The following is a 24866-nucleotide window of genomic DNA, read 5'->3' as shown; positions in this document are numbered from 1 at the left end:
TTTGATCAGGGGGCAAGACCCATGGAATTGCGCAGCATCGAACTGGAACTGCCGGACCCTGCCGGGGCGGCGGATTTCCTGACCGGGATCTGGGGATTGGGGGCGGTGGAAAGCGATGATGCCGACCGCCGCTATCTGCGGGGATCGGGGGATCAACCCTATCTGGTGGGGCTGTACCGGGCCGACCATACGCTGGTGCGGTCCGTTACCTTCCTGGCCGATGAAGCCGAACTGGCCGCCGTGGCGGCGCGGGCGGCGGCACAGGATATCGCGGTGATGCAAGTTGCCAGTGATGACCCGGGGGCGGGCCAGGGCCTGCTGGTTACGCTGCCCGACGGGGCGGTGATCCGGGTGCTGGTGGGGGCGACGCGGGTGGCCCCGGTCGCCGACCTGCCCGACCGCGCTGTGCGCCTGACCCATGTGGTGTTGAACGCTGTGGATGCGGAAGCAACGGCCCGCTTTGCCGAGGATATTCTGGGCTTCAAAGTGTCCGACCGGACCAAGGGCATGGTGTTTGTGCGCTGTAACCGCTCTCACCATTCCATTGCCTTTGCCCGCGCCGGCTTTGCCTCCCTGAACCATATCGCGTTTGAGATGAGCGATATCGATGCGGTGATGCGGGGCATCGGGCGGCTGCGCGATGTCGGCATGGTGCCGGCCTGGGGGCCGGGCCGACATGGGCCGGGGGCCAATGTCTTTGCCTATTTCATCGCGCCGTTCGGCGCGGTGGTGGAATTCTCCACGGCGGTGGAAGTGGTGGGCGAGGATTATCCCACGGGCGAACCCGATGATTGGACCTGGCCGCCCAACCGCATCGACCAATGGGGCATTTCCGGCAAGGACATGGCGGGACTGGGCGAGGCGGAGCGTACCTTCCGTTTCCGCCGCGCCTGAGGGATCAAGGGGTAATCCTATGAAATTGATCAGTTTTTTCTATGAAGGCGTGGCCCGTTTCGGTGCCCTGTTTGGCGACAAGGTGGCGGATTTCACAGCCCTGGCCCCGGCGGGCGTGGTTGACCTGAAATCGGCCATTGCCGCCGGTATTCTGGCCGATCTGGCGGCGAAGGCAACGCCATCGCTGCCGTTGGCAGAGGTGACGTTGCTGCCCGTGATCCCCAATCCGGGCAAGATCCTGTGCGTCGGGCATAATTACGAAAATCATCGCCAGGAAACCGGACGGGCCAAGGTGGCCAACCCGTCCATCTTCACCCGTTTTGCCGATACGCTGGTGGCAGCCGGTCAGCCCATCCTGCGGCCCCGCCATTCCACGCATCTGGATTTTGAGGGGGAACTGGCTGTTATCATCGGCAAGGGTGGGCGCGACATCCCGGCGGAACAGGCGTTGGACCATGTGGCGGGCTATGCCTGTTTCAACGATGCCTCTGTGCGTGACTGGCAATGGCATACGCAGCAATTCACGCCGGGGAAGAACTTTCCCGCCACCGGCGGCTTCGGCCCCGCCCTGGTGACGCCGGACGAGGTGGGCGATTACCGCGACACGTCCGTCACCACACGGCTGAACGGGCAGGTGGTGCAGAGCCAGCCGACGGCGGACATGATTTTTCCCATCGCCACCATCATCGCCTATGTCTCCGCCTTCACGCCGCTGTCGCCGGGGGATGTGATCGCCACCGGCACGCCGGGCGGCGTGGGGGCCAAGCGCGAACCACCGCTGTGGATGAAGCCGGGCGATGTGGTGGAGGTGGATATTCCCGGCATCGGCCTGCTGCGCAACATTATCGCCGACGCTGCTTAAAAACACAAAAGAATGGACGGGAGGAAAACATGAACAAGAAGGCTGTGCACCGCCGCACCTTGCTGGCCGCTGTACCGGCGGCCATGGCGCTGGCCGGGTTGCCGGGGCGCGGGTTTGCCGCATCGGCGGGCAACCCGTTTCCCAAAGGTTTCCTCTGGGGGGCGGCGATATCCGGCCATCAGACGGAAGGCAATAACAGCAACAGCGATACCTGGCTGCTGGAACAGTTGCAGCCCGGCCCCTTCCGGGAGAAATCCGGCATCGCCTGCGATTTTTTCAACCGTTACGCCGAGGATTTGGCCTTGGCGGCGCAACTCGGCTTCAATGCTTTTCGCTTCTCCCTGGAATGGGCGCGGATTGAGCCGGAGGAGGGGCGTTTCGATGACAAAGCCCTGGACCATTACCGCCGCGTCGCCGCCACCTGCCGGGAAAAGGGCCTGACACCGGCCATCACCTTCAACCATTTCTCGGCACCTATCTGGTTTGCCAAGCGCGGCGGATGGGAGGTAACGGGTTCCGCCGACAGTTTCGCACGCTTCTGTGAACGGGCGGTGAAGGCGGTTGGCGACCTTACCGGGATCGCCGTTACCCTGAATGAACCCAATCTGGGCCGGCTGCTGCATGTCATCGTGCCGCCGCCCATCCTGGCAGAGATGCCCAAGGCCATGCAGGGGGCGGCGGCATTGGCGGGGTCAAGCCGCTTTTCGGCCGCCCAGTTCGGTGATCAGGATGCCATGTTGCCCAACCTGCTGGAAGGGCACCGCAAAGCGGTGGCCGCCATCAAGGCAGGGCCGGGTGATTTCCCGGTCGGCGTCTCCCTGGCCCTGGTCGATGATCAGGCCGTGGGGGCAGATTCTGTCCGCGACAAGGTGCGTGACTATCTGAACGCAGCCTGGCTGGATGCGGCCAAGGCGGATGATTTCATCGGCGTGCAGACCTATGGCCGCAACCGCTTCGACGCCAAGGGCCTGATGCACCCGCCGGAGGGCGCGGAACTGACCCAGATGGGGGAGGAATTCTATCCCCAGGCATTGGGTGCCACCATCCGCTATGCCCATGCGGCCACGGGGCGGCCCGTCTATGTCACCGAAAATGGCATCGCCACCACCGATGACACACGCCGCATCGCCTATATCGATGGGGCCTTGGCGTCCGTAAAGGCTTGTCTGGCCGATGGCATTCCGGTGAAGGGCTATCTGCATTGGTCCTTCCTGGATAATTTTGAATGGATTGCCGGCTATGGTCCGAAATTCGGGCTGGTTGCCGTGGACCGGCAGACGCTGAAGCGCACGCCCAAGCCCAGTGCCGCCCATCTGGGTTCCATCGCTAAGCGTAACGGGGCCGTGGCATGAGCCGGGGGCTGATCGCGCGCGAAACCGCGATCAGCATGGCCATCAACAGCGCCTTGAACTATGGCTTCAGCCTGCTGGCCTTTGGCGGCACGGCAGAGGCCCCTGTTTGGGGCGTTGGTGGCCTGCTGTTCGATCTGGTGCCAACCTGTTTCATGATCACCTTGATGGGGTCGGTGGTGCCCAGCCTGATCAACCGGCGGCATCTGTCGCCCACCCCCAGCATCCGTTTCATCCTGTTGCACGGGCTGCTGCTGGCGTTGCTGGCCGTGCTGGTGCTGGTGCCGACGGTGGCGCTGCTGCTGCGCGGGACGGATGTTCTGTCCTTTGCGGCGGTCCTGTGGCTGAAACTGCCGCTGGGCGCGGTCCTGGCCTGCTGCGTCACCTTATGGTCGCTGCGCGGCCTGCTTCATCGGGGGCTTGTTCATGCGTAATGGTCGCACCGTAAGGGGGCTCGCGGCGGCGCTGCTGACGGCCTGTCTGCTTTCTGGCACCTCGGCCCTGGCGGCGGATGCGCTGCGCGACGGGTTCCAGGCCCCGCCGGCGGCAGCCAAGCCGCGCGTCTGGTGGCACTGGCTGGGCGGCAATGTCAGTGCCGATGGCATTGACAAGGATCTGGCCTGGATGAACCGCGTCGGCATTGGCGGTTTCCAGCTTTTCACCGGCAATCTGGAAACACCGCTGCTGTTGGAAAAGCCGGTCACGGTCTATTCGCCGGAATGGCGTTCCATGGTGCGGCGCGCGGCGGAACGGGCCGACGCGCTGGGGCTGGAAATGACCATGGCGGCGTCGGCGGGGTGGAGCGAGACGGGCGGCCCCTGGGTGAAGCCGGCGCAGGGCATGAAGAAACTGGTCTGGAGCGAAACGCTGCTGGAGGGGGGCAAGCCCTTCAAGGGCACCCTGGCATCCCCGCCGCGCAACAGCGGCCCGTTCCAGGACATGCCGCTGCCGCCTGAACTGCGCCTGCCGCCCCCGCCGCCGGTGCGCGGGGCCAAGCCACGCGCGGCTGCCGCCCCTGTGCCGACGCCCACCCATTATGCCGATGTGGCGGTGCTGGCCTATCGGCTGGCCGATGGGGTGACGCCGCTGACGGCCTTGAAGCCGCGGATCACCAGCAGTGCCGGGGATGCCGCCCTGCTGGCCGATGGGCGCTATGATCAGGTGCTGCATCTGGAACAGAAGACGCCGGATGGCGGTTTGGCCTGGGTGGAATATGCCTTTGACAAGCCGGTCAGCCTGCCGGCACTGACCCTGGCATCGGCCATTGAAGATCCGCTGAATGCGCTGTCGCCCGCCGGCGTGGTGGAAATTGCCGACGAAACGGGCGCGTTCCGGGAACTGGTGCGCGTACCCCCGCAGCAGGTGGTGGCCTTCCCCGCCTCCGCCCCTGTGCGCACCATTGCCCTGCCGGCAGCCAAGGCGCAGCGCTGGCGTTTCCGCTTCGACCCGCTGCCGCCACAGGCTGTCGCCCTACCGGGCATTCCCCCGCAGACGATCCATGCGGTGACGGAAGTGCGGTTCGAGACGGAAGCTTTGCTGGACCGCTGGCAGGCCAAGGCCGCCTATGACACGATGCGGGATTACAATACGGCCACCCCGCAGAACCGCGCCGCCGTGCCGCGCGATCAGGTGATCGACCTGACGGCGAAGCTGCGACCTGACGGCACGCTGGACTGGACGCCGCCGCCGGGTCGCTGGCAGGTGCTGCGCCTGGGTTATTCCCTGACCGGCACGAAAAACCACCCCGCCGACCCGGAAGGCACGGGGCTTGAGGTGGACAAGCTGGATGGCGCTGCTGTACGCGCCTATCTGGAGGGCTATTTCAATCAGGTTGATCAGGCGCTGGGCGAACTGCGCGGGGCCAATGGGCTGAAAAACCTGCTGACCGACAGTTGGGAGGCGGGGCAAGCCAACTGGACCCCGGCTTTGCCGGCGGAATTCAAGCGTCGTCGCGGCTATGATCTGCTGCCCTGGCTGCCGGTGTTGACGGGCCGTATCGTCGGATCGGTGGCGGATAGTGAGCGGTTCCTCTGGGATTTCCGCCGGACCATTGCCGATCTGCTGGCCGAGGCGCATTTCCGAACCATCCGCGACTTCGCCCATGAAAAGGGGTTGGGTTATTACGGGGAGGCGATGGGCACCCGTCTGCCCACCACGGGCGACGGGCTGCTGAACAAGCGCTTCACCGACATTCCCATGGGTGAATTCTGGCAGATGCCGCCCGGTGCGCCGTCCGATCCGGCCCATACGTCCGACATTGCTGAGGCGGCATCAGCGGCGCATTTCTATGGTCAGAATATCGTGGCGGCAGAGGCGTTAACCGCCTTGCCCTTCATCCCGCCCTTCACGGCGACGCCGGCAGCGCTGAAGCCCTTTGCCGATCGGTTCCTGGCGCGGGGTGTGAACCGTTTCGTCATCCATACATCCCCGCATCAACCGCTGGATGATCTGCGCCCCGGCATCACGCTGGGGCCGTTCGGGCAGTTTTTCACCCGGCATGAAACCTGGGCCGAACAGGCTGGCCCCTGGATGCAGTATCTGGCCCGGTCGTCCTTCCTGCAGCAGCAAGGGCGGAACGTGGCGGATGTCGCCTGGTTCTATGGGGAAGGGGCGGCGGTCGCCCCGCCGGACCCGGACCGGTTGCCGCTGGCCGTGCCTGCCGGGAACCGGTTGGATTTCGTGGGCCGGGATGCGGTGACGGAACTGCTGGCCGTGAAGGATGGGCAGTGGCTTGCCCCGTCGGGGGCCACCTACCGGTTGCTGGTCATCCCGCCGGGTGGTGACGGTCGCTTAAAACTGTCCCTGCCGGTACTGACGCGGCTGCGTGACCTGCTGGGGCAGGGCGGTGCTGTGCTGTCCCCCCGGCCCATCGGCAGCCCCAGCCTGGGCGATGATGCGGTCAAGGTGGCCGCGCTGATCCAGGAAATCTGGGGACCGGACGGGGCAAGCACGGCAGCGCGCCGGGTAGGGCAGGGGCGGCTTTATCCGGGCGCGGACATTGCCGCCGCACTGGCCGACCTGAATGTCGGGGCTGATCTGACGGTCGATGGTGCTGCTGATGCGGATATCGTCTGGTCGCACCGGCGGACGGAGGAGGCGGATATCTGGTTCATCGCCAACCAGAAGGACCGGGCCGAGACCGTTACCCTGTCCCTGCGCGGCGATGGCAAGGATGTCAGCCTGTGGCACGCCGACAGCGGCAAGGTGGAACCCGCCAGCTATCGCCAGCAGGATGGCCGCACGCTGGTGCCGCTGACCCTGTTGCCGCATCAGGCTGTGTTCATCGTGCAGCGTGGTGCGGCCCCGGCCCCCGCCCGCACGGTGTCAGCCCCGGTGGAGGTGGCAAGCCTGCCGCTGGCGGGTGGCTGGACGCTGCGCTTCCCCGCCGGGCAGGGTACGCCGGATCGGGTGGCGCTTCCGGCACTGGGCCTGTGGACGGAACGGGCCGAACCGGCTATCCGCCATTTTGCCGGTACAGCCACCTATGAAACCACGGTGACGGTCCCGGCCGACTGGAAGGGCAAGCCCGTGGAACTGGACCTGGGCACGGTCAAGGAACTGGCCAGCGTCAGCATCAATGGCCAGCCGGTGGGCACCGCATGGAAGCCCCCCTTCCGCCTGGAGGTGGGGGCGGCGTTGCAGCCGGGGGAAAACCGCATCAGCATCGCCGTCAGCAACCTGTGGCCCAACCGGATCGCCGGTGACGCGGCGGGGGTGGGGGGGCCAGTTACCGCCAATACCCATCCGCTGCTGCACCCCGATCCCAAGGCCCCCCTGCTGCCATCGGGTTTGGCTGGCCCGGTGCGTCTGGTTCGGATGGCGCCGCAGGGGGATCGCGGGTAGGGTAGCGCCATAAAAAACAAGACCCTAGGGATGGACCATGCGCTTCAACCGGCTTGACCTGAATCTCCTTGTCATTCTGGACAAGCTGCTGGCGGAAGAAAGCGTCAGCAAGGTGGCGCAGCAGTTGAACATGACGCAATCCGCCGTCAGCAACGCGCTGCGCCGCCTGCGTGAATATTTCGAGGATGAGCTGTTCGTGCAGGTGGGCCGCCGCATGGTGCCCACCCCCTTTGCCGAAATGCTGGGGGCGCAGGTGAGGGACACGCTGGTGGAGCTGGAACGCATCTCCGCCAGCCGTGCCGGCTTCGACCCGGCGGGGGAGGAACGGACCTTCACCCTGATCACGTCTGACTATGCTTTCCTGGTGTTCGTGGCGGAGGTGGTGCGGCGGTTACGTGAACGCGCGCCGGGCATCCGTATTCGTACCGTGCTGACCACGGAAAACGCGGCCGAACATCTGCGCCAGGGGGTGGCCGATTTCCTGATCGTGCCGGAAAAACGCACGGTGGAGGAATATCCCCGCGAGCCCTTGTTCAAGGATGATTTTGTCTGTGTCTGCTGGCAGGACAACCCGCTGATCGGGGACAGCATTTCCCTGGAACAATATCTGAACCTGGAACATGTCGGCACCAGCATGGGGCCGACAAAGGTGCCGCATATTGATGATGAGCTGCTGGCCGCGCGCGGCTTCCGCCGCAACATCACCATCTATGCCCCCAATTTCACCCTGGTGGCCGATGCCGTGATGGGCACTGACCGGATTGCCACCATGCACCGCCGGTCTGCCAATATCTGGGCCCGGCGGCTGCCGCTGCGGCTGCTGGAACTGCCCATCCAGTTGGGCGGGTTCACGCAAATGCTGCAATGGCATAAGCACCGGTCCAGTGACCCCGGCATGGCCTGGATGCGCACCTTCATGCGCGATGTGGCTGCCGATATCAGCAGTTCCAGTAAATGAGATTTCGTCCCAAACCATCATTTTGCGAAATACACATGATGTTGAATGAAAATGAACGGTTGGGGGACGGCTCTGTTATTGATGAACAATGAAAAGGTTCGGTGACGGTGCTGTTCGGCGGAACAGCCGTCACCGCCGACAAGCCCGCAAAAGCGGGCGGACAGGGGGAAACATGATCCGGTTGTCACTCAGGGTACCGCGCGTCTGACGACGGTGGGCCTGTTCTAAAAAAGCCAGACGGCAAATGCGTCATGACCCGGCGGCCCGGTTGATCCAGGGCCGCAATGGGATTGGCTTGCCGCGCAACAAAATCGCTTTCGGGAGGGAATAGACCATGAAGAAGGTCGTTCAACACGGCTGCCTGCGCAGCTATGCCGCCGCCATCGCCCTGCTGGTCGGGCTGGCGCCGCCAGCCCTGGCCCAACAGTCCGACGCCATCCTGCTGGATGAGGTGGTCGTCACCGCATCCCGCCGCCAGGAAAAGCTGCAGGATGTGCCGCTGGCCGTGACAGCGGTGAGTGCCGAGCAACTGGCCGCCACCGGCATCAAGGGCCTGACCGATATTCAATATACCACGCCGGGTGTGCAGTTCGGGTCCACCCCCAATGATGCCGGTTTCCGGCTGCGTGGTGTGGGCAATGCAGGCGGCTTTGCCAGTTCCTCTGAAAGCCCCGTCGGCGTGGTGGTGGATGGCGTCGTCGTCGGCTTTGGCAGCCCGGTGGAAAGCCTGGGCGATATTGAACGGCTGGAAGTGCTGAAAGGCCCCCAGGGCACCCAGTTCGGCAAGAACGCCTCTTCCGGGGTGATTTCCATCACCACGCGCCGGCCAGACATGAATGCCGTATCGGGTGATCTTTTCGCCTCCTACGCCTCGCTCAACGAAACGGATATTCATGGCAACCTGAATGTGCCCCTGGCCGAGAATGCGGCCATGGCCATCTATGCCTTTGATCGGCGCTATGACGGGTTCGTCAAGAATGTGGTGCGGAACGAGGAATGGGGCGGCACGACCCGCCAGGGCGTGCGCGGCAAGCTGTTGCTGGAGGCGTCGGACAATTTCACCGCCTATCTGATCGCCGATTATTCCCGCCGCAAGCAGAAGGGGCCGGGCCAGCTCTGGACCTTGAACAAGGTGCCCACGGGTGACCCCCGTTTCAATCCGCCAGGTGTCAATCTCGCCTCGCTGGGTGTCACCCCGTCCTATGACAATGAGAGTTCGGTTGAAAATGGCGCTGGTAACGAGGATGAGCGCAATTATGGCAGTTCACTGGAACTGAACTGGCTGCTGGGTGATTATGAACTGACATCCCTGTCAGCCTGGCGGGGACAGGATATGCGGCCCAGCACCTATGCCATTGATGCCGGCCCGCTTTCCACCTTTGAGGCACGGCGCAATAATACGGCGCGTTCCATGCTGTCGCAGGAAATCCGCCTGACCTCCCCCAAAAACGAGACGCTGGAATATGTGACGGGGATTTACCTGTCGCGCCAGAAGGTGGATCAGACGGGTGAAAGCGCCTTGCTGCGCCCGGCCTTGCCCTTTGCGCCGGTCACGCTTTCCATCACGGCGGGTTTGAACAGCGGGGAAACGACGACGGACAGTGCGGCCCTGTTCGGTGATGGCAAGCTGCATCTGGGGGACCAGTTCAGCCTGCTGGGGGGCCTGCGTATCTCCAAGGATTGGGTGGAGGCCAGCAACTGGTCGGTGCGTGATCCCGAGCTGCCGGCCAATGTCACCCCCTACACGCCGCGCCCCCGCTCCACCGGCAAGGTGAATGACAGCAGCCTGTCGGGCCGCATCGGTGCTGAATATAAGCCGGTCGATGATGTGCTGCTCTATGGCACCTATGCCCATGGCTATCTGGGGCCGACGGTCACCTTCTCCGCGCTGAGCGGGACGCGCACCCTGGTCAACCCGCAGACCGTGGATGATTTCACCATCGGGGCCAAGACCACCTTGCTGGATGGGCGGTTGACGCTGAACGGCAACCTTTTCCATGACAAGTACAAGAACCTGCAAACGGCCGTGCTGCGCGGTTCGGAATTCCTGACCGAAAACGCGGGCGGGCTGCGCAGCAAGGGGTTTGAGATTGAATCGAACCTGCAGGTGACCCATGAATTGCGGCTGAACGCCTCGCTTTCCTATTCTGATGCGGCCTTTACCGACTATCTCACGGCCTGCCCCAACAATATCCAGCAGCAGGGGGCGGCCGCCATTGCGGCACAGTGCAACGCCCCCGGCTCCACCAGCGCCAACCCGCTCTATCAGGCCAAGGGCGATCCGTTGGCCAATGCACCCAAGGTCAGCTACACGCTGGGGGCCAGCTATGAACGCGACATCTTCAATGGCCTGCTGTTCGATATGAATGTGAACTATGCCTGGCGGGACAAGACCTATAACGCCGTTGGCAACCCGGATACCCGGCACCCGGCCTATGGGGTGATGAATGTCTCCCTGGGACTGGGCGCGGAGGATGGGGCCTGGCGCGTCGGCCTGTTCGCCCGCAACCTGTTTGACGAGAACTTCAAAGCTGCGATTTTGGCTACACCGTTTGCCAATGTTGGCAATTATGTAAACTGGAATGTGCGTGAGGGGCGGCGTACTTTAGGCGTTTCATTGGAGACCCGGTTTTAAGACGATGAACTGAACCGTTCCGGGATTGTCGGCGGCTCCAACTCCTGAGAGGATGGGGCTACGATGTGCCGAGACAACGAACAAATTTTCAGCTGAGGTCCGCGAGCGTGCTGTTCGGCTGGTTCTGGATCACGAGAAGGATCACCCGTCACGATGGGCGGCAGTTTCATCCGTGGCATCCAAGATCGGCTGTTCAGCCCACACATTGAACGAGTGGGTCAAGCGTGCCGAGGTGGAAAGCGGCAGCCGCGCTGGCATTCCGTTGGATGTGCTGGAGAAGCTGAAGGCGCAGGAGCGGGAGATCCGGGAGTTGCGCCAGGCGAATGAGATCCTGCGCAAGGCCTCTGCATATTTCGCGATGGCGGAGCTCGACCGCCGACCGAAATGATGTTGGGCTTCGTGGAGGCCCACCGCCGGGAATACGGGGTCGAGCCAATCTGCAAGGTATTGCCGACTGCCCCGTCAACCGTGCGACAGCACACGGCACGCGCGGCTGATCCCGCCAAACTGTCGGCGCGTGCACAGCGCGATGTCGGCCTGAAGACCGATATCCGGCGGGTGTTCGATGAGAATTTCCAGGTCTATGGGGTGCGCAAGGTGTGGCGGCAGTTACAGCGCGAAGGCATCCAGGTGGCGCGCTGCACGGTCGCGCGGCTGATGCGGGAGATGGGCCTGCGGGGTGCCATCCGCGGCAAGCCTATAAAAACCACCATTGCCGACAAGGCCGTACCCTGTCCGCTGGATCGGGTGAACCGGCAATTCCGGGCCGACCGGCCCGATCAGCTCTGGTTGTCCGACTTCACGCATGTGTCTACCTGGAGCGGGTTCGTCTATGTGGCCTTCATCATCGACGCCTTTGCCCGGCGGATCGTCGGCTGGCGGGTGTCCCGCACGGCCGAAACCGTCAATGGCCTCTACAAGGCGGAGGTCATTCACAGGCGGGGACCATGGAAATCCTTTGAAGCCGTGGAATACGCAACCCTCAAATGGGTCGATTGGTTCAACAACCGACGCCTGCTCGAGCCCATCGGAAATATTCCACCAGCCGAGGCTGAACAACGCTACCATGACGCCGTGAGCGCTCAGAAATTGGCGGCGTGACTCACGAACTTCAGCCGCCGACAATCCCGGACCGGTTCACCGCCCGCATCGGTGCAAGGACCATTGACGACCTCTGGAGGGCCATTGGAAACATATGCGACCTCTACGACCAAGACGAATGCTGGAACTACTTCAAGGCCGCTGGGTATGCATCCGATTAAAAGCGCGATGCTCTAGTCCTACAGTTGCGTATGTAGGTTTACTGTGATTTTCTTTGCCTTCGGGACGTGGAGGCTGAGGCATGGGAGTATCGGACTGGTCTGGACCGTTGTTGGCGTGGGACGAAGCCTTGTCGGGCTTGAAGGATCGGTTGGGCCCCGTGCTTGGGCGGCTTGAGGTTCGGCAATCTGCGTCGGCTTTCATCGATGGGTTGCTGTCGGATGCGGAGCGCAAGACGGGCTGGCTGCTTTCGGAACAGGCGGGTCTTTCCCGGCCTTATCGGATGCAATCGCTGCTGGGTCGCTCGCGCTGGGATGCGGACGCGGTCTGCCGGACGGTTCGGGCCTATGTGCTTGAGGCGTTGGGTGGCGGGGAGGGCGTCCTTGTGGTGGATGAGACCGGCTTTGTGAAGAAGGGCGCGCATTCGGTCGGTGTCGGCCGTCAATATTCGGGCACGGCGGGCCGGATTGAGAATTGCCAGGTTGGTGTGTTCCTGGCCTATGCGGGACCGTGGGGCCAGGCACTGATCGACCGGCGGCTGTATCTGCCGAAGGATTGGGCCGGTGATGCGGCTCGCCGGGCGAAGGCTCAGGTGCCGGAAGACGTGACATTCGCGCCCAAGACGAAGATCGCTCGTGATCTGATCGCGACGGCGCTGGATGGTGGCGTGACCTGCGCCTGGGTGCTGGCCGATGCCCTGTACGGGTCGGACAGCGGCCTGCGCCGTATGTTGGAAGGGCGTCGACAGCCCTATGTGCTCGCCGTTTGTTCCAACCAGACCCTGCGGTTCTGCACAGAGGAAGGCCTGTTGCGGACCAACCCGCAGGCCATGGCTGATGACCTGCCGGCCGAAGCCTGGACCCGTCTGGCTGCCGGCGAAGGCGCCAAGGGCCTGCGGCTTTACGACTGGGCGCGTATCCCGCTGGCCTGGACCTGTGACGAAGGGTTCGAGCGCTGGGTCCTGATCCGCCGTAACCGGCATGATCCGGACAGGCGGGCCTATTATTTCGTCTTTTCACCCGCCGGCACCGCCCTGGCCGAACTTGCCGGGGCCGCCGGGCTGCGTTGGACCATTGAGGAGTGTTTCCAGCGCGCCAAGGACGACCTGGGCCTCGACCATTGCGAGGCCCGATCCTGGCACGGCTGGCACAGGCACATGACTTTGTGCATGGCCGCCGCCGCTTTCCTCGCTAAACTGGCTGCGGACCTGTGCCGCGATGCTGAAGCCAAACGGAACGAAAGGAGTCCGACAGGCCAAATCGCCGCCTGAACCGGCTCAACGCCCTCATCCCTTCCGTCCCCGAAATCAAGCGCCTCATCGCCCGCATCCGGTTGCCGACGGTCAGCGACATCAACGCCGTCCTGGATTGGTCACTCTGGAGGCGACGACACCAAGCACGCGCCGCTCTCGTCCACTATCGCACACAGCAAACGCAACTGTAGTGCTAGGTTATGGGGAAAAAATCGATCTGGCCCTGAGCTGGAATAGCAGATATTTTCTCATAAAGACTAACCAACGATATTAATCCGTTAACGTGCTTGGTTGGTCTTTGTATGTAATATGTTTAACTTCCGCTTTCCCTTTTGGGTTGGCGGATTTTGGCAATTTTGGTCGTGTAAAGGACAGGAAATGACCGGCAAGGTGCGCAGCGGCAATCCGAAGACGAAGATCATCTCCCAGCGGGAAAGCGCCGAAATTGCTATGCAGGCAACACCGGAACCGGCGAAAAAGGTGCGGCGCCGACGTCAGGAGCTCTCGCTGGAACCCCGCATCATGTTCGATGCTGCGGCGGTGGCCACTGCCGCCGACGCCCTGACCCTTGCCGCCGCCCAGCAGGTGACGGAGCCGCAGCAGAATCATGCTGCGGATGCCGCTAGCGCCTTGCCGGATATCGACAGTAAAGCGGCCCCTGCACACCATCCCGTCGCATCCCCCCCGTCGGCTGACCCCGCAGCCCCGTCCTTTGCCGGCACGCCTACCGCCCCACTGGCCACCAACGTGTCTGTTGACCCCACCACCGACCGTAAGGAGGTGGCGTTTATCGATACATCGGTCACTGATTGGCAAATCCTGCGTGCCGGCGTGAAGGATGGGGTGGACATCGTGCTGCTGGATGGCAGCCAGGACGGCTTGACCCAGATGGCCGCTTGGGCGGAGGGTAAGAGCGGTTATAGCGCCATTCATGTGCTGAGCCATGGTGCAGAAGGGCAAATCACGCTCGGCACGCTGACACTCGACTTTAGCACTACGCAGGCACGATCCGCAGATCTGGCGGCTTTGGGGTCTGTGCTGACAACAGATGGCGATCTTCTGCTGTATGGCTGCAATGTGGCGAGTGGGGAAGGCGAGGCATTTCTGGCGGCGATGGCCGACTTGACCGATGCCGATGTTGCAGCCTCTGACGATTTGACCGGTGCGGCAATATTGGGCGGCGATTGGGCGTTGGAACACCGTTCCGGCGCGGTGGAAGCCGATGAAATTGCTGTTGCAGCCTATGCTGAGGCCCTTACCGCAGATGCGCCCACGCTGGATACGGCCAACTCTGTTCCCGCCGATGGAGCGACGGCGGTTAGCGTTAGCGCCGATATCGTGCTCGATTTCAACGAACCCATTGCGTTCGGCGCGTCGGGCAAGATCACCCTCTATAATCTCACATCGCGCTTGAATACCGCGGTTTTTGACGTTTCCACGGCGGTTGGCGGCACGATCACATTGAGCGATGGGAGTACGCTGACCCTGAGCGGCGATAAAATTACCATCAATCCCAATGGTGTTTTGGCGTCAGCCAGTCAGTATACGGTTTTATTTACAGCGGGATCTATCACTGACCAAGAGTCGATCCCCAATCCGATTGCGGCCATTACAGATGGCAATGATTACAGCTTTACCACGGGCATTCGTGTGCTGTTCAATGGGTTTTCAAATGTTGTCGGCAGCGAAATATTTTATACTGATGGAACGACCGCTGGCACAGGCCTTTTAAAGGATATTTATGCCGGTGGTACGAATAGCTCTAACGCGCAGGCCTTCGCGTTCTTGCCAAACGGCAAAATGCTGTTCTCTGCCGATGATGGCACCAATGGCGCGGAATTGTGGATCACCGACGGCACTGAAGCCGGAACGGTGTTGGTCAAGGACATTAATAGCGGCAGTGTTGGTTCCAACCCCGGATGGATCACCGTATTGTCGGATGGTCGCATTTTATTCAGTACGGTAGATGCCACCAACGGAAATGAGCTGTGGATTACCGATGGTACCGCCGCCGGCACCAGTTTGCTGAAAGACATCAACCCCGGTACGGCGGGCGCATCCCTGACGTCGTTTCTGGCACTGAATAATGGCAAGATGTTGTTTGTGGCCAATGATGGCACCAATGGCTCCGAACTGTGGATCACGGACGGCACCGCCGACGGTACAACCCTGTTGAAGGATATCGCTAGCGGCAGCACGGGATCCTCGGTTTCTAAACTCACTAAATTAGCCAATGGCTCGGTGTTGTTCTCCGCCAATGACGGCACCAACGGCGCAGAATTGTGGATTACGGATGGTACTGCCAATGGAACGGTGTTGTTGAAAGACATTAACACTTCGGCTAACGCTGGATCTAATATTACAGCCTTTGTTGTTCTTCCAAACGGCAAGGCATTATTCGGGGCATCGGACGGTAGCACCAATAGTGGCAACGAACTGTGGATCACCGATGGCACCGCCAACGGTACAGTTCTGTTGAAAGATATTGCCGCAGGCACGGCAAACTCTTCCCCTCAAAATTTTGCTTTACTGCCAAACGGCAAAGTCTTGTTTTCAGCCTCTACCAATGAAGATGGTACCGAACTGTGGGTTACCGACGGAACGGCAGATGGCACGGTGTTGGTCAAGAATATCAACACCAACGGAACAAGCGGGTCCAGCCCTTCTAAAATCACCGTAATGCCAAACGGCAAGGCCGTTTTTGCCGCAACGACCAGTGGCGATGGCAACGAGCTTTGGGTCACGGATGGTACGGCCGACGGTACGAGTTTGCTTAAGGATATCAGAAGCGGCAGTTCTGGCTCATCATCGGCAACATTCACCCTGCTGGCCGACGGAAAGGTGATGTTTGTTGCCAACAATAACCTCGTCGGGGCTGAACCCTGGATTACCGATGGAACGACCGCCGGCACCTATTTGCTGAAGGATATCAATGATTCTGGTACTTTGGGCAGTACCCCGACTTATATCACATCGTTCCAACCGCTGCCGGTGAACCAGTTGCCGGTGATTGGTAATTTGGCCGGCGATACAGTGGTCATGCGTCCGAGTGATGGCCCAACGGTGATCGACCAGGGCACGGCAGCCAGCGCGACGGATACCGATACGACGGTTTTTACCGATGGAACCCTGACGGTTGCCATCACGACCGGTCGGGATGATGGCGCAGATTCGTTGGCAGTCCGCAATCAGGGCACCAGCGCCGGGCAAATTGGTGTGTCCGGAAGCACCATCACCTATGGCGGAACGACCATTGGCAGCTTCGCCGGCGGCACCGGCAGCAGTGACCTGGTGATCAGCTTTAACAGCAATGCCACCCATGCGGCCGTGTCGGCCCTGCTGCAAAACATCACATTCGGCACCAGTAGCAACAATTCGAGCGCCCGCATCGTGGGCTTTACCCTGGCCGATGGCATGGGGGCGACCTCGGCCACGGCCAGTGCCACCATCACCGTTAACGCCAACACGGCCCCCGATGCCGGCGGTGCAGTGACGGTGACGGACATTGCGGGCAGTGCGGTGTCGGTAGCTGAAGATGCCACCCCGACCAGTGCCAATATCCGCCTGACACCCACCACGAATAACGACACCGAAGATGGGGCAGGCGCGATCACCCGGGTCCGCATCCTGTCGGTGACCGGCGGCACGCTGACCCAGGCCGATGGCACCAGCATCAGCCTGGGTGCCGCCGGCACGCTGTTGACCCTTAGCAGCGGCTCGGTGGATTTACGCTTCACCCCCACGGCAAACCGCGACACCGATGCCAGCTTTGAATATGTAATGGTGGATAATGCGGCTACCAACTCCGCCGCTTCCACCGCAACAATCAGTATTACAGCAGCCAACGATGCCCCGACGGTCAGCGGTACACCCACCGTTACCATAACGGAAGACACTGCTTACAGCTTCACGACGGGCGACTTTAATTTCAACGACGTTGATACGGGCGATACACTCGCCTCTGTCACCATCGCCACGCTGCCGAGTGTTGGCACTTTGTGGCTGGACAATGCCACCAGTGCCGACAACACCTATTCTTCGGCCGATGACACGTTGGTCACGGCTGGCATGCAGATCAGCGCTGCCGACATCACCCGCTTGCGCTATCAGCCAGCGCAGGATGGCAACGGCACCGCCTATGCCAGCTTCACCTATAGAGTGAATGACGGCGCAGCCAATTCCAGTACCGCCACCATGACCATCGATGTCACGGCGGTGAATGATGCGCCGGTGCTGAATAATCTCAATGCGACGACAGTGGCGGTTGGTGTCAGCGCAGGGCCAGTGGTGTTGAACCCGGCTGCCAATGCCAGCGTGACCGACGTTGATGCTGTGCCGCTGAATACCGGCACGCTGACTGTGGCTTTTACCGCCAATGCGGTGACGGTGGAGGATGTGCTGGGCATCCGCCACCAGGGCAACGGAACTGGGCAGATTGGCGTATCTGGCAGTGATGTGAGCTATGAAGGCACCGTTATCGGCAGTTTTGCCGGCGGCAGCACTGGCAATAATCTGGTCATCACGTTTAACGACCATGCCACGCTAACGGCCGTTTCGGCACTATTGCGCAATATCACCTATGACAATGTCAATAATGCCAACCCAAGTACCACAAGCCGGTCTGTCGGCTTTACGCTGACCGATGGGCAGGGCGGCACGTCCGCCTTGTCTACCGTTACGGTCCATTTCAACCAACCGCCGACGCTGAATGATCTTCATGGCGATGGAAAGCCGGCAACAACTTCAGCCAACAGCGTCGCATTCCTTGACTCATTCGGTGGCGCCGATGTTGCGGCGACCGTCAGCGACCCCGAAAACGACAGCGCTGGCTGGGCGAATGCTACCCTGACTGTTCAGCGGTCGGGCACGGCTGGCACGGCTAACGGGGCTTGGGCTGCCGATATACTGGGCCTGCAAGGCCTATCCTATTTCAGCATTGATGCTGGTAATGGCGCGACCACCGGGGTTTTTGGCAATAGCAGTGGCCGCCTGATCACCGGGACGCCCGCCACGGAATTTGGAACCTTTACCATTGAAGATGGTGTGTTAAGCGTCACCTTCAACGCCGCTGCAACATCCAGTTTGGTTGGCAGGGTGATCAATGGCCTGACGCATTACAACACCACCCCGGCGGGTAACGCCGACTTTACCGTTAGCCTGAATGATGGGGCGGGCAACATCGCCATCGCCACGACGGCGCTGACCAGCAATACCATTACCGTGACCAATGCCACGGATTCATCGACCATTGATGTCACCGACGGTGTCAGCTTCTCCGAGGCGATTGCCATAGCGGCCGAGATGGGCGGCAATCAGACCATTGCGTTTAGCAGCGCGTTGGCCGGACAGACAGTGAATGTCAACGGCACAGTGTCGATTGCCGAGAATATGCTGGTCGATTTTTCGGGCGCGAATGGTGTGACCCTTTCCGGCGGCGCGTTGTCCGTGGGATCGGGCAGCACGATACAGTTCCATACCGATACATCGGTGGCGGCCACCATCCAAACCTGGCTTGAAGGGGCCGGTGTGGTGGAGAAAACCGGGGCCGGCAATATCACCCTGTCTGGTACCAACACCCGCAGCGGCGCTACCACCATTACCGCCGGCACGCTGACGGCCGGTGGGGCGGACACCCTGTCCGACAGCTCTGCCATTACCATAGCCAGCGGTGCCACCCTGGCATTGGCCGGTGATGAAACGGTCGGGTCGATCACCGGCGCAGGTGATGTTGCGCTGGGGAGCCATACCCTGACCGTTGGCGCCGATGGCAGCACGATGAGCGTTGCCGGCACCATCTCCGGTACTGGTGGGCTGATCAAGGCGGGCGCTGGTTCGCTTACCCTTACCGGTACCAGCAATAGCAGCGGTTGGAGCGGGGCGCTGACGGTTTCTGCCGGCACGCTCAGCGTGGGGGCCGACAGCCAATTGACCAGCGGCAGGCTGGTGCTGGCCGGTGGCACGCTTCAAGTGACCGGAACGGATACCGGCACCACCCCGATTGACAATAGAATTGACGTAACCGCAGCGAGTACCGTCGACGTTGCCGACACGCTGAACTTAACCGGTGTGCTGGCCGGTGCCGGCGCGTTGACCAAGGTTGGGGCCGGTACCCTGACTGTCGGCGGTAGCGAAGCGAACACGATTTCTGGGAACCTGATCGTCAATGCCGGCTATCTGGTGGCTGGCAAGACTGGTGCGTTAGGCAGCAGTGCAATCACCATTGCCGATGGTGCCTCGCTGCATTTCACCACGGCCTATAGCACCACGGCCAACGTTACGGTCGCCGGTACGGGGGTGGACACCAACGGCGCCATTCGCGCGCTGGGGGGCAATGTCACCCTCAACGGTGTTATCACGCTGACCGGTCACACCACGATCAGCACCAATCAGGCCAACGATGTCCTGACCCTGTCAGGCACGGTGACTGACGGGGCGAGCAGTTACAAACTGACCAGCAAGGGGAACCTGACCCTGAGCGGGGTCGGCGCGTGGAATGACGGTCTGCTTGCCACCGACGGCACTTTGTTGATTGATAAGGCCTCGGCGGTGGGCGCCGGCAAGATTACGCTGAGCAATGCCTCGCTGGGCAATGTCGGCTCAGACATTACGTTAAGCCAGGAAATTCAAATCGGCACAGGCGGCAGTGACGGGGGTACCATCACAGCGGCCACGGACACAACCTTCACCGTTTCCGGGGTCATTTCCGGCAGTGGCGCATTGGTGAAAAACGGGCTGGGCACGTTACTTTCAAGCGGAACCAATAGTTTTACCGGGACCACCCGGGTTGATGCGGGGACGCTCAGTGTCGCCGGTACCTTCAACGCCACGGGCAGCGGGGATGTCACGGTTGCGGCTGGCACATTGGCCGGTACGGGAACCCTCAACAGCAAGGTGATTGTTGCCAGTGGCGCCACGCTGGCCCCCGGCGTTGTGGGGCGCAATAGCGGCATCGGTACCTTGACCGTCAAGGAATTGACCCTGCAGGCCGGCGCCACCTTGGCCATGCAGATCAACAGCGCCGTCAATTATGATCGCCTGATCGTGCAGGGTGCGGCTGATCTGGGCAGCGCCACCTTGGCGTTGACGGGCACTTATACACCGATCAGAAGTGCGACTGCCGATAGCTTCACCCTGGTTTCCCGTACCGACACGACCGCCCTGACCGGCACCTTTAATGGTCTGACGGGGACCGCAACTTTGGGCAGCGTTACGCTCACCGCAACCTATACGGGGGGGACGGATTCCAATGATTTCGTGCTGACCGGCCCGGTCAATGCCGCCCCCGTGTTGGCTGGCACCTTCACCACCGCCGGCACGGTGGATGATAACGCCACCATTACGCCCTTTAGCGGTGTTACCGTGACGGATGCGGATGACAGCACCGGCACCTTTACGCTGCGCATCACTTACACCGGCGCAAACGGCACCTTGTCCAGTGCCGGCGGTGGGCTGACGGGTGGGGTGGGGGATTATGTGCTGTCGGCCAGCACACCGGCAGCGTTGCAAACCTTGTTGCAGGCGTTGGTATTCACCCCCACAGCCAGCCAGGTTGCGGCAGGCAACACGGTACAAACCACCTTCTCGCTGACCGCCAGCGATGGGTTGAGCAGCGGAACGGCCAATACCAGCACGGTGGTCACCGCCACCTCCATCAACAATGCGCCGACGGCAGTTGCGCTGTCCGACAATTTTATCCCTTACGCTGTTGAAGTGACCAACTACGTGGTCGGTACCCTGTCGGCAACCGACAGCGATTCCACCAGCTTTACCTACACGCTGGTGAGTGGTGACGGCGATACCGATAACGCCAAGTTCAACATCAATGGCACCAGCCTGCGCGCCAACGACACGTTGGAGTTTGGCCAGGGTGAAAGCTATTCCGTGCGTGTGCGGGTGAGTGACGGCAGTGCGACCTATGAACAGGTGCTGACCATCATCTGCAATGCCGAACTGGTTGTGACCACGACGACGGTCACCGGGGATGATGCCAGCGCCGGCAGCTTCAGCAATATCACCGAGGCGGTGACCGCTATCAGTACGCAAGCCAGCGACGGCAGCGGCCTTAGCCTGATTGAGGCGACGGAGATCGCCAATTATCTGCTGACCTCAAATCTGTTTGATGGCGCCCCCATCCGCATCCGCTTTGCCGACACCCTTGCCGGCACCATCACCCTGTCCAGCGCGTTGACCGTCTCGGACAATATTACCCTGGTCATGGACAGCGATACCGATGCACGGTCATTGACCATCACTGGCTCATCGCTGCTGCTCGGCGCCAATTTCGGTACGAAGGTGGGCACGGGTGACAGCCTGACCATCAGCACGAACCTGACGGATTCCGGCACATCCGCTTCAACCCTGACCAAAAGCGGGGGGGGCACCCTGGTCCTGGGCGGCACCAACAACACCACCAGCACGGGGCTGGATTATCTGCGCGTGGAAGCCGGCACGCTGTCGGTGGGCGCTGTCACGACCCTCGGGCTTGACACCATCACCTTGGCCGGCGGTACGTTGTCGTTCAGTAGTATCGTCACAGTCACCAATAACATTGTGCTGGAAAAGGACAGCACAATCCATATAGCCGACGCGATCACCTTAAGCGGAAACATATCCGGAGCCGGCGGCTTCACCAAAACGGGCTCCGGAGGGTTGGTACTGTCGCCAACGGGGGAAAGTACATTCACCGGCAAAGTGGTGATCGCCGCGGGTACAGTGCGGGCAACGAAGAATTCTGCCTTTGGGTCGTCGGCGGGTGGCATCGAAGTTCTCAGCGGCGCGGCACTTAACCTCACCACGGTCACGATTGCTGATGATCTGACCATCGGTGGATCGGGGGCCGGCGGCACCGGTGCTTTGCTCAGCACTTCGGCTACGTCCAGCACCCTCAGCGGACGTGTCACGCTGTCCTCAAACTTGGTGATGGCAGTGGGATCGTCAACAACCATCACCATGTCCGGTCTGGTCACCGATAATCAAAACAGTTACAGCCTGACCCTGAATTCCGTGGGGACCGTTGTCCTTTCCGGGACGGGTGACTTCGATGGCGGTCTGTCGGTTTCTGCCGGTAAAGTGACTTTGCAGGGTGGTGCCGCGATCAAGGACACGGCGACAGTCACACTGTCGTCTTCAGGCACATTACAGCTTGATGCCAGCGAAACCATCGGCGGGCTTGATGGTGCCAGCACCATCAGCCTGGGCAGCAACACGCTGACCGTGGCCACTGCCGCAAGTACGACCTATTCTGGGGTAATAGGCGGCACTGGCGCTCTGATCAAGGCCGGCCTTGGCACGCTGACCCTAAGCGGTAATAATACCCTTACAGGTGGCGTAACGATCAGTAGCGGCACGTTGGTCGTTAATCGCAGTGGCGGGGCGCTTCCGAATCAAGGCGCCGTGTCCGTTGCCGCCGGGGCTACCTTGAGCTTCAATTTCAGCGATACGGTTGGGGCTGTGTCGGGGGCCGGCACGATTATTTTGAACGCCGCAACCTTGACCTCCACCGTTGCATCCGGCCAGCCAGTCGAGTTCTCCGGCGTGATCAAGGATGGTACGGGCAACGGCTCCATCACAAAAACGGGGGCAGGTATCTGGACCCTGTCCGGCAATAACAGCTATTCCGGCGTAACCACGGTCCAGGCAGGGGTTTTGGTGGTAGCGCATGACAATGCGCTCGGCAATACGTCTGGAAGCACAACCGTAGGCAGTGGCGCGGGACTGTGGATCAGTGCCGGGTTGACAGTCGCCGAGAATATATCCATCACGGGCAATGGTGTACAAGTTACAGAAGGCACCAAGACATATTCAAGCGGCGCCATCAGGGGCTATAACCCGACCAACACGACTGTCAGCGGCTCCACCCTGACCGGCACAGTGACACTCACCGGCTCAGCCACCTTGTATACCGATACGGGCACAAGTTTGACGGTGGCGAATGGGATTGCCCAATCGGGGTCAACCCGCGGCGTCACCAAGGGCGGTGCGGGAACTCTTGTCCTGGCTGGGGACAATTTATTCACCGGTGCCCTGGCAATGTTGGGCGGCGGCGGCACTTTGGTTCTGTCCGGCAGCAATTCTGTCACCAATGTCTCGGCGGCAAACAGCACCAAATTGGTCGTCAATGGCACGTTGGCCGCGTCTGGTACCTTCAATGTCAACGAAACGGGTATTCTAGCCGGCACTGGCTCGATCACCACCGCTACTGTCACCATATCAGGATCGGCATCATCAGCGTCCACCCTCGCCCCCGGTGACCAGGCCGATGGCAGCCATGTCGGTACGTTAACCATCAATGGCAATCTGGCACTGAATGGCACGCTGGCCGCCAATTTTGCCGGTACGGTTGCCGGCACTGGTTACGATCAAGTGTTGGTTACGGGCACGGTGACGTTGGGGGCTGATAGTCTACTCGATATCACCACCCTCAACGGCTATACGCCGACGAACAACGACACTTTTACCCTCATTGACAATACTGGCAGCTCGGCGGTCAGTGGAACATTCAAAAATCTGGCTCAGGGCAGCAGCTTGTCGATTGCCGGGGTCAGCTATTTCATAGGATATGCTGCCGGGGCGGGCAGCAATAATGTCATGCTCACGGTTCCACCGACCATCACCAATTTGAATGGCAATACGGTAAGCTGGGCCGGTGTGGGGCAAACGGTTAAGCTGGATGCCGGTGCAAATGCGATTGTCAGCGATCTTGCCGCCGCGCAGTCGAACAACGGCAATGGCAACTGGTCGGGTTACAGCCTGACGGTAAAGCGCCAAGGCACCGCGCTCGCCATCGATCAATTTGGCGTGAATGCTGACGGGCTGGGCTTTACGGTCAGTGGCAGCAATCTGCTGGTCGGGAGCAATGTGTTTGGCACGTTCACCAGCGCGAATGGTGTACTGACCATCACCTTCGACGACAGTGACATTACTCCCACCACGGCCCTGGTGAATGATGTGATCCGGGCAATCACATATCACAATGATACGCCAACCGGTGATACGACGGTCAGCATACAACTGACTGACGGCACCAATGTGGCCCTGGCTGAAGTCGTCGTTGAATCCGATACGATTTTTGTTACCACATCGACGGCAGCCACAACCATTGATCTGTCTGATGGGGTGAGCTTTGGCGAGGCCATCGCCATTGCAGCGGCTGATATCACCGGCTCGCAAACCATCGTCATCGGCACGGCAACGGTCACCGGCTCTGACGTGACTTTGAGCGAAAGCCTCACATTGCAATTTGGCGATGGCGGCAGCCTGAATACTGGCACCCTCACCCTGGATACCGGCGCCGTTCTGAGCCTGAAGTCGTCTGTAAATGCGTCGGCTACCCTGTCGATGGTCTTGGGTGGCACGGGGTCGGTACGCAAGTCCGAAGCCGGCAGCATCACCTTGTCGGGCAGCAACAGCTATACCGGTGCGACCTCCATTTTTGATGGCACGCTGAGCATCGCCGGTGATGGCAATATCGGCACGGGTGGTGTCACCCTTGACGGCGGCACGCTGTTGGTGAGCAGTACGACGACGATTGACAATGCCATCGCGCTGGGTTCGGGGGGCGGTACGATTAATGTCTCCAGTGGTGTCTCCACCCTGTCGGGTGTGATCAGCGGCACGGGCGCGCTGACCAAGACCGGGACAGGCAGCCTGACCATCGGGGGCAGTGACGCCAACAGCTTCAGCGGGGCGGTCACCATCAGTGCCGGTACGGTCACGGCAGCCAAGGACAGTGCATTTGGCACCTCAGCGGGCGGGGTGACGATCGCCGCCGACGCTTCGCTGGCGCTCAGTGACGGGGTCACTATCGCCGATGC

General features: G+C 61.3%; 9 protein-coding genes, 1 pseudogene and 1 other annotated feature. All 10 genes and pseudogenes read left to right on the top strand.

Translation table 11 applies throughout. The features are described 5' to 3' along the window. Positions 1-21 precede the first annotated feature (21 nt). Positions 22-894 (top strand): VOC family protein, encoded by an 873-nt coding sequence (locus CHB97_RS23320; protein ID WP_089290382.1) that lies wholly within the window; start codon positions 22-24, stop codon positions 892-894. Between the two features lie 19 nt (positions 895-913). Further along, positions 914-1756: a fumarylacetoacetate hydrolase family protein gene (locus tag CHB97_RS23315; RefSeq protein ID WP_089290381.1), complete on the top strand. Its 843-nt coding sequence runs from the start codon at positions 914-916 to the stop codon at positions 1754-1756. Between the two features lie 29 nt (positions 1757-1785). Further along, entirely contained in the window at positions 1786-3108 is a 1323-nt protein-coding gene (locus CHB97_RS23310) for a glycoside hydrolase family 1 protein (RefSeq protein ID WP_200820092.1), read from the top strand. Then, positions 3105-3539: a hypothetical protein gene (locus tag CHB97_RS23305; protein ID WP_089290380.1), complete on the top strand. Its 435-nt coding sequence runs from the start codon at positions 3105-3107 to the stop codon at positions 3537-3539. The genes CHB97_RS23310 and CHB97_RS23305 overlap by 4 nt, the downstream gene beginning before the upstream one ends. Continuing rightward, positions 3532-6948: a glycosyl hydrolase gene (locus tag CHB97_RS23300; RefSeq protein WP_089290379.1), complete on the top strand. Its 3417-nt coding sequence runs from the start codon at positions 3532-3534 to the stop codon at positions 6946-6948. Before CHB97_RS23305 ends, CHB97_RS23300 begins: the two co-directional genes overlap by 8 nt. A 37-nt stretch (positions 6949-6985) precedes the next feature. After that, complete coding sequence (locus tag CHB97_RS23295) at positions 6986-7906, top strand: LysR family transcriptional regulator (RefSeq protein WP_089290378.1); 921 nt, start codon at positions 6986-6988, stop codon at positions 7904-7906. Positions 7907-8240: 334 nt separating this feature from the next. Continuing rightward, positions 8241-10541: a TonB-dependent receptor gene (locus CHB97_RS23290; protein ID WP_089290377.1), complete on the top strand. Its 2301-nt coding sequence runs from the start codon at positions 8241-8243 to the stop codon at positions 10539-10541. Positions 10542-10593: 52 nt separating this feature from the next. Continuing rightward, positions 10594-11642: pseudogene (locus CHB97_RS23285) on the top strand (IS3 family transposase). Next, positions 10887-11003 (top strand) — a sequence feature (AL1L pseudoknot). (Overlaps the previous pseudogene by 117 nt.) A gap of 241 nt (positions 11643-11883) precedes the next feature. Then, positions 11884-13071, top strand: a complete 1188-nt coding sequence (locus CHB97_RS23280) for an IS701 family transposase (protein WP_089290376.1) — start codon at positions 11884-11886, stop codon at positions 13069-13071. Between the two features lie 360 nt (positions 13072-13431). After that, positions 13432-24866, top strand: an 11435-nt coding sequence (locus CHB97_RS23275; RefSeq protein WP_089367510.1) for an ELWxxDGT repeat protein, incomplete at its 3' end; no start/stop codon positions are given.

Origin of the sequence: Azospirillum sp. RU38E, assembly GCF_900188385.1 — a bacterium.
GTDB lineage: Bacteria > Pseudomonadota > Alphaproteobacteria > Azospirillales > Azospirillaceae > Niveispirillum.
The sequence above is the reverse complement of the archived record's forward strand: the minus strand, read 5'-3'. Positions and strand labels throughout refer to the sequence as shown.

Excerpts from the sequence above, each read along its gene's own strand:
- CHB97_RS23280 (WP_089290376.1), top strand. The coding sequence starts at position 11,884 with ATGGGAGTATCGGACTGGTCTGGACCGTTGTTGGCGTGGGACGAAGCC.
- CHB97_RS23320 (WP_089290382.1), top strand. The coding sequence starts at position 22 with ATGGAATTGCGCAGCATCGAACTGGAACTGCCGGACCCTGCCGGGGCG.
- CHB97_RS23295 (WP_089290378.1), top strand. The coding sequence starts at position 6,986 with ATGCGCTTCAACCGGCTTGACCTGAATCTCCTTGTCATTCTGGACAAG.
- CHB97_RS23315 (WP_089290381.1), top strand. The coding sequence starts at position 914 with ATGAAATTGATCAGTTTTTTCTATGAAGGCGTGGCCCGTTTCGGTGCC.
- CHB97_RS23310 (WP_200820092.1), top strand. The coding sequence starts at position 1,786 with ATGAACAAGAAGGCTGTGCACCGCCGCACCTTGCTGGCCGCTGTACCG.
- CHB97_RS23305 (WP_089290380.1), top strand. The coding sequence starts at position 3,105 with ATGAGCCGGGGGCTGATCGCGCGCGAAACCGCGATCAGCATGGCCATC.
- CHB97_RS23300 (WP_089290379.1), top strand. The coding sequence starts at position 3,532 with ATGCGTAATGGTCGCACCGTAAGGGGGCTCGCGGCGGCGCTGCTGACG.
- CHB97_RS23290 (WP_089290377.1), top strand. The coding sequence starts at position 8,241 with ATGAAGAAGGTCGTTCAACACGGCTGCCTGCGCAGCTATGCCGCCGCC.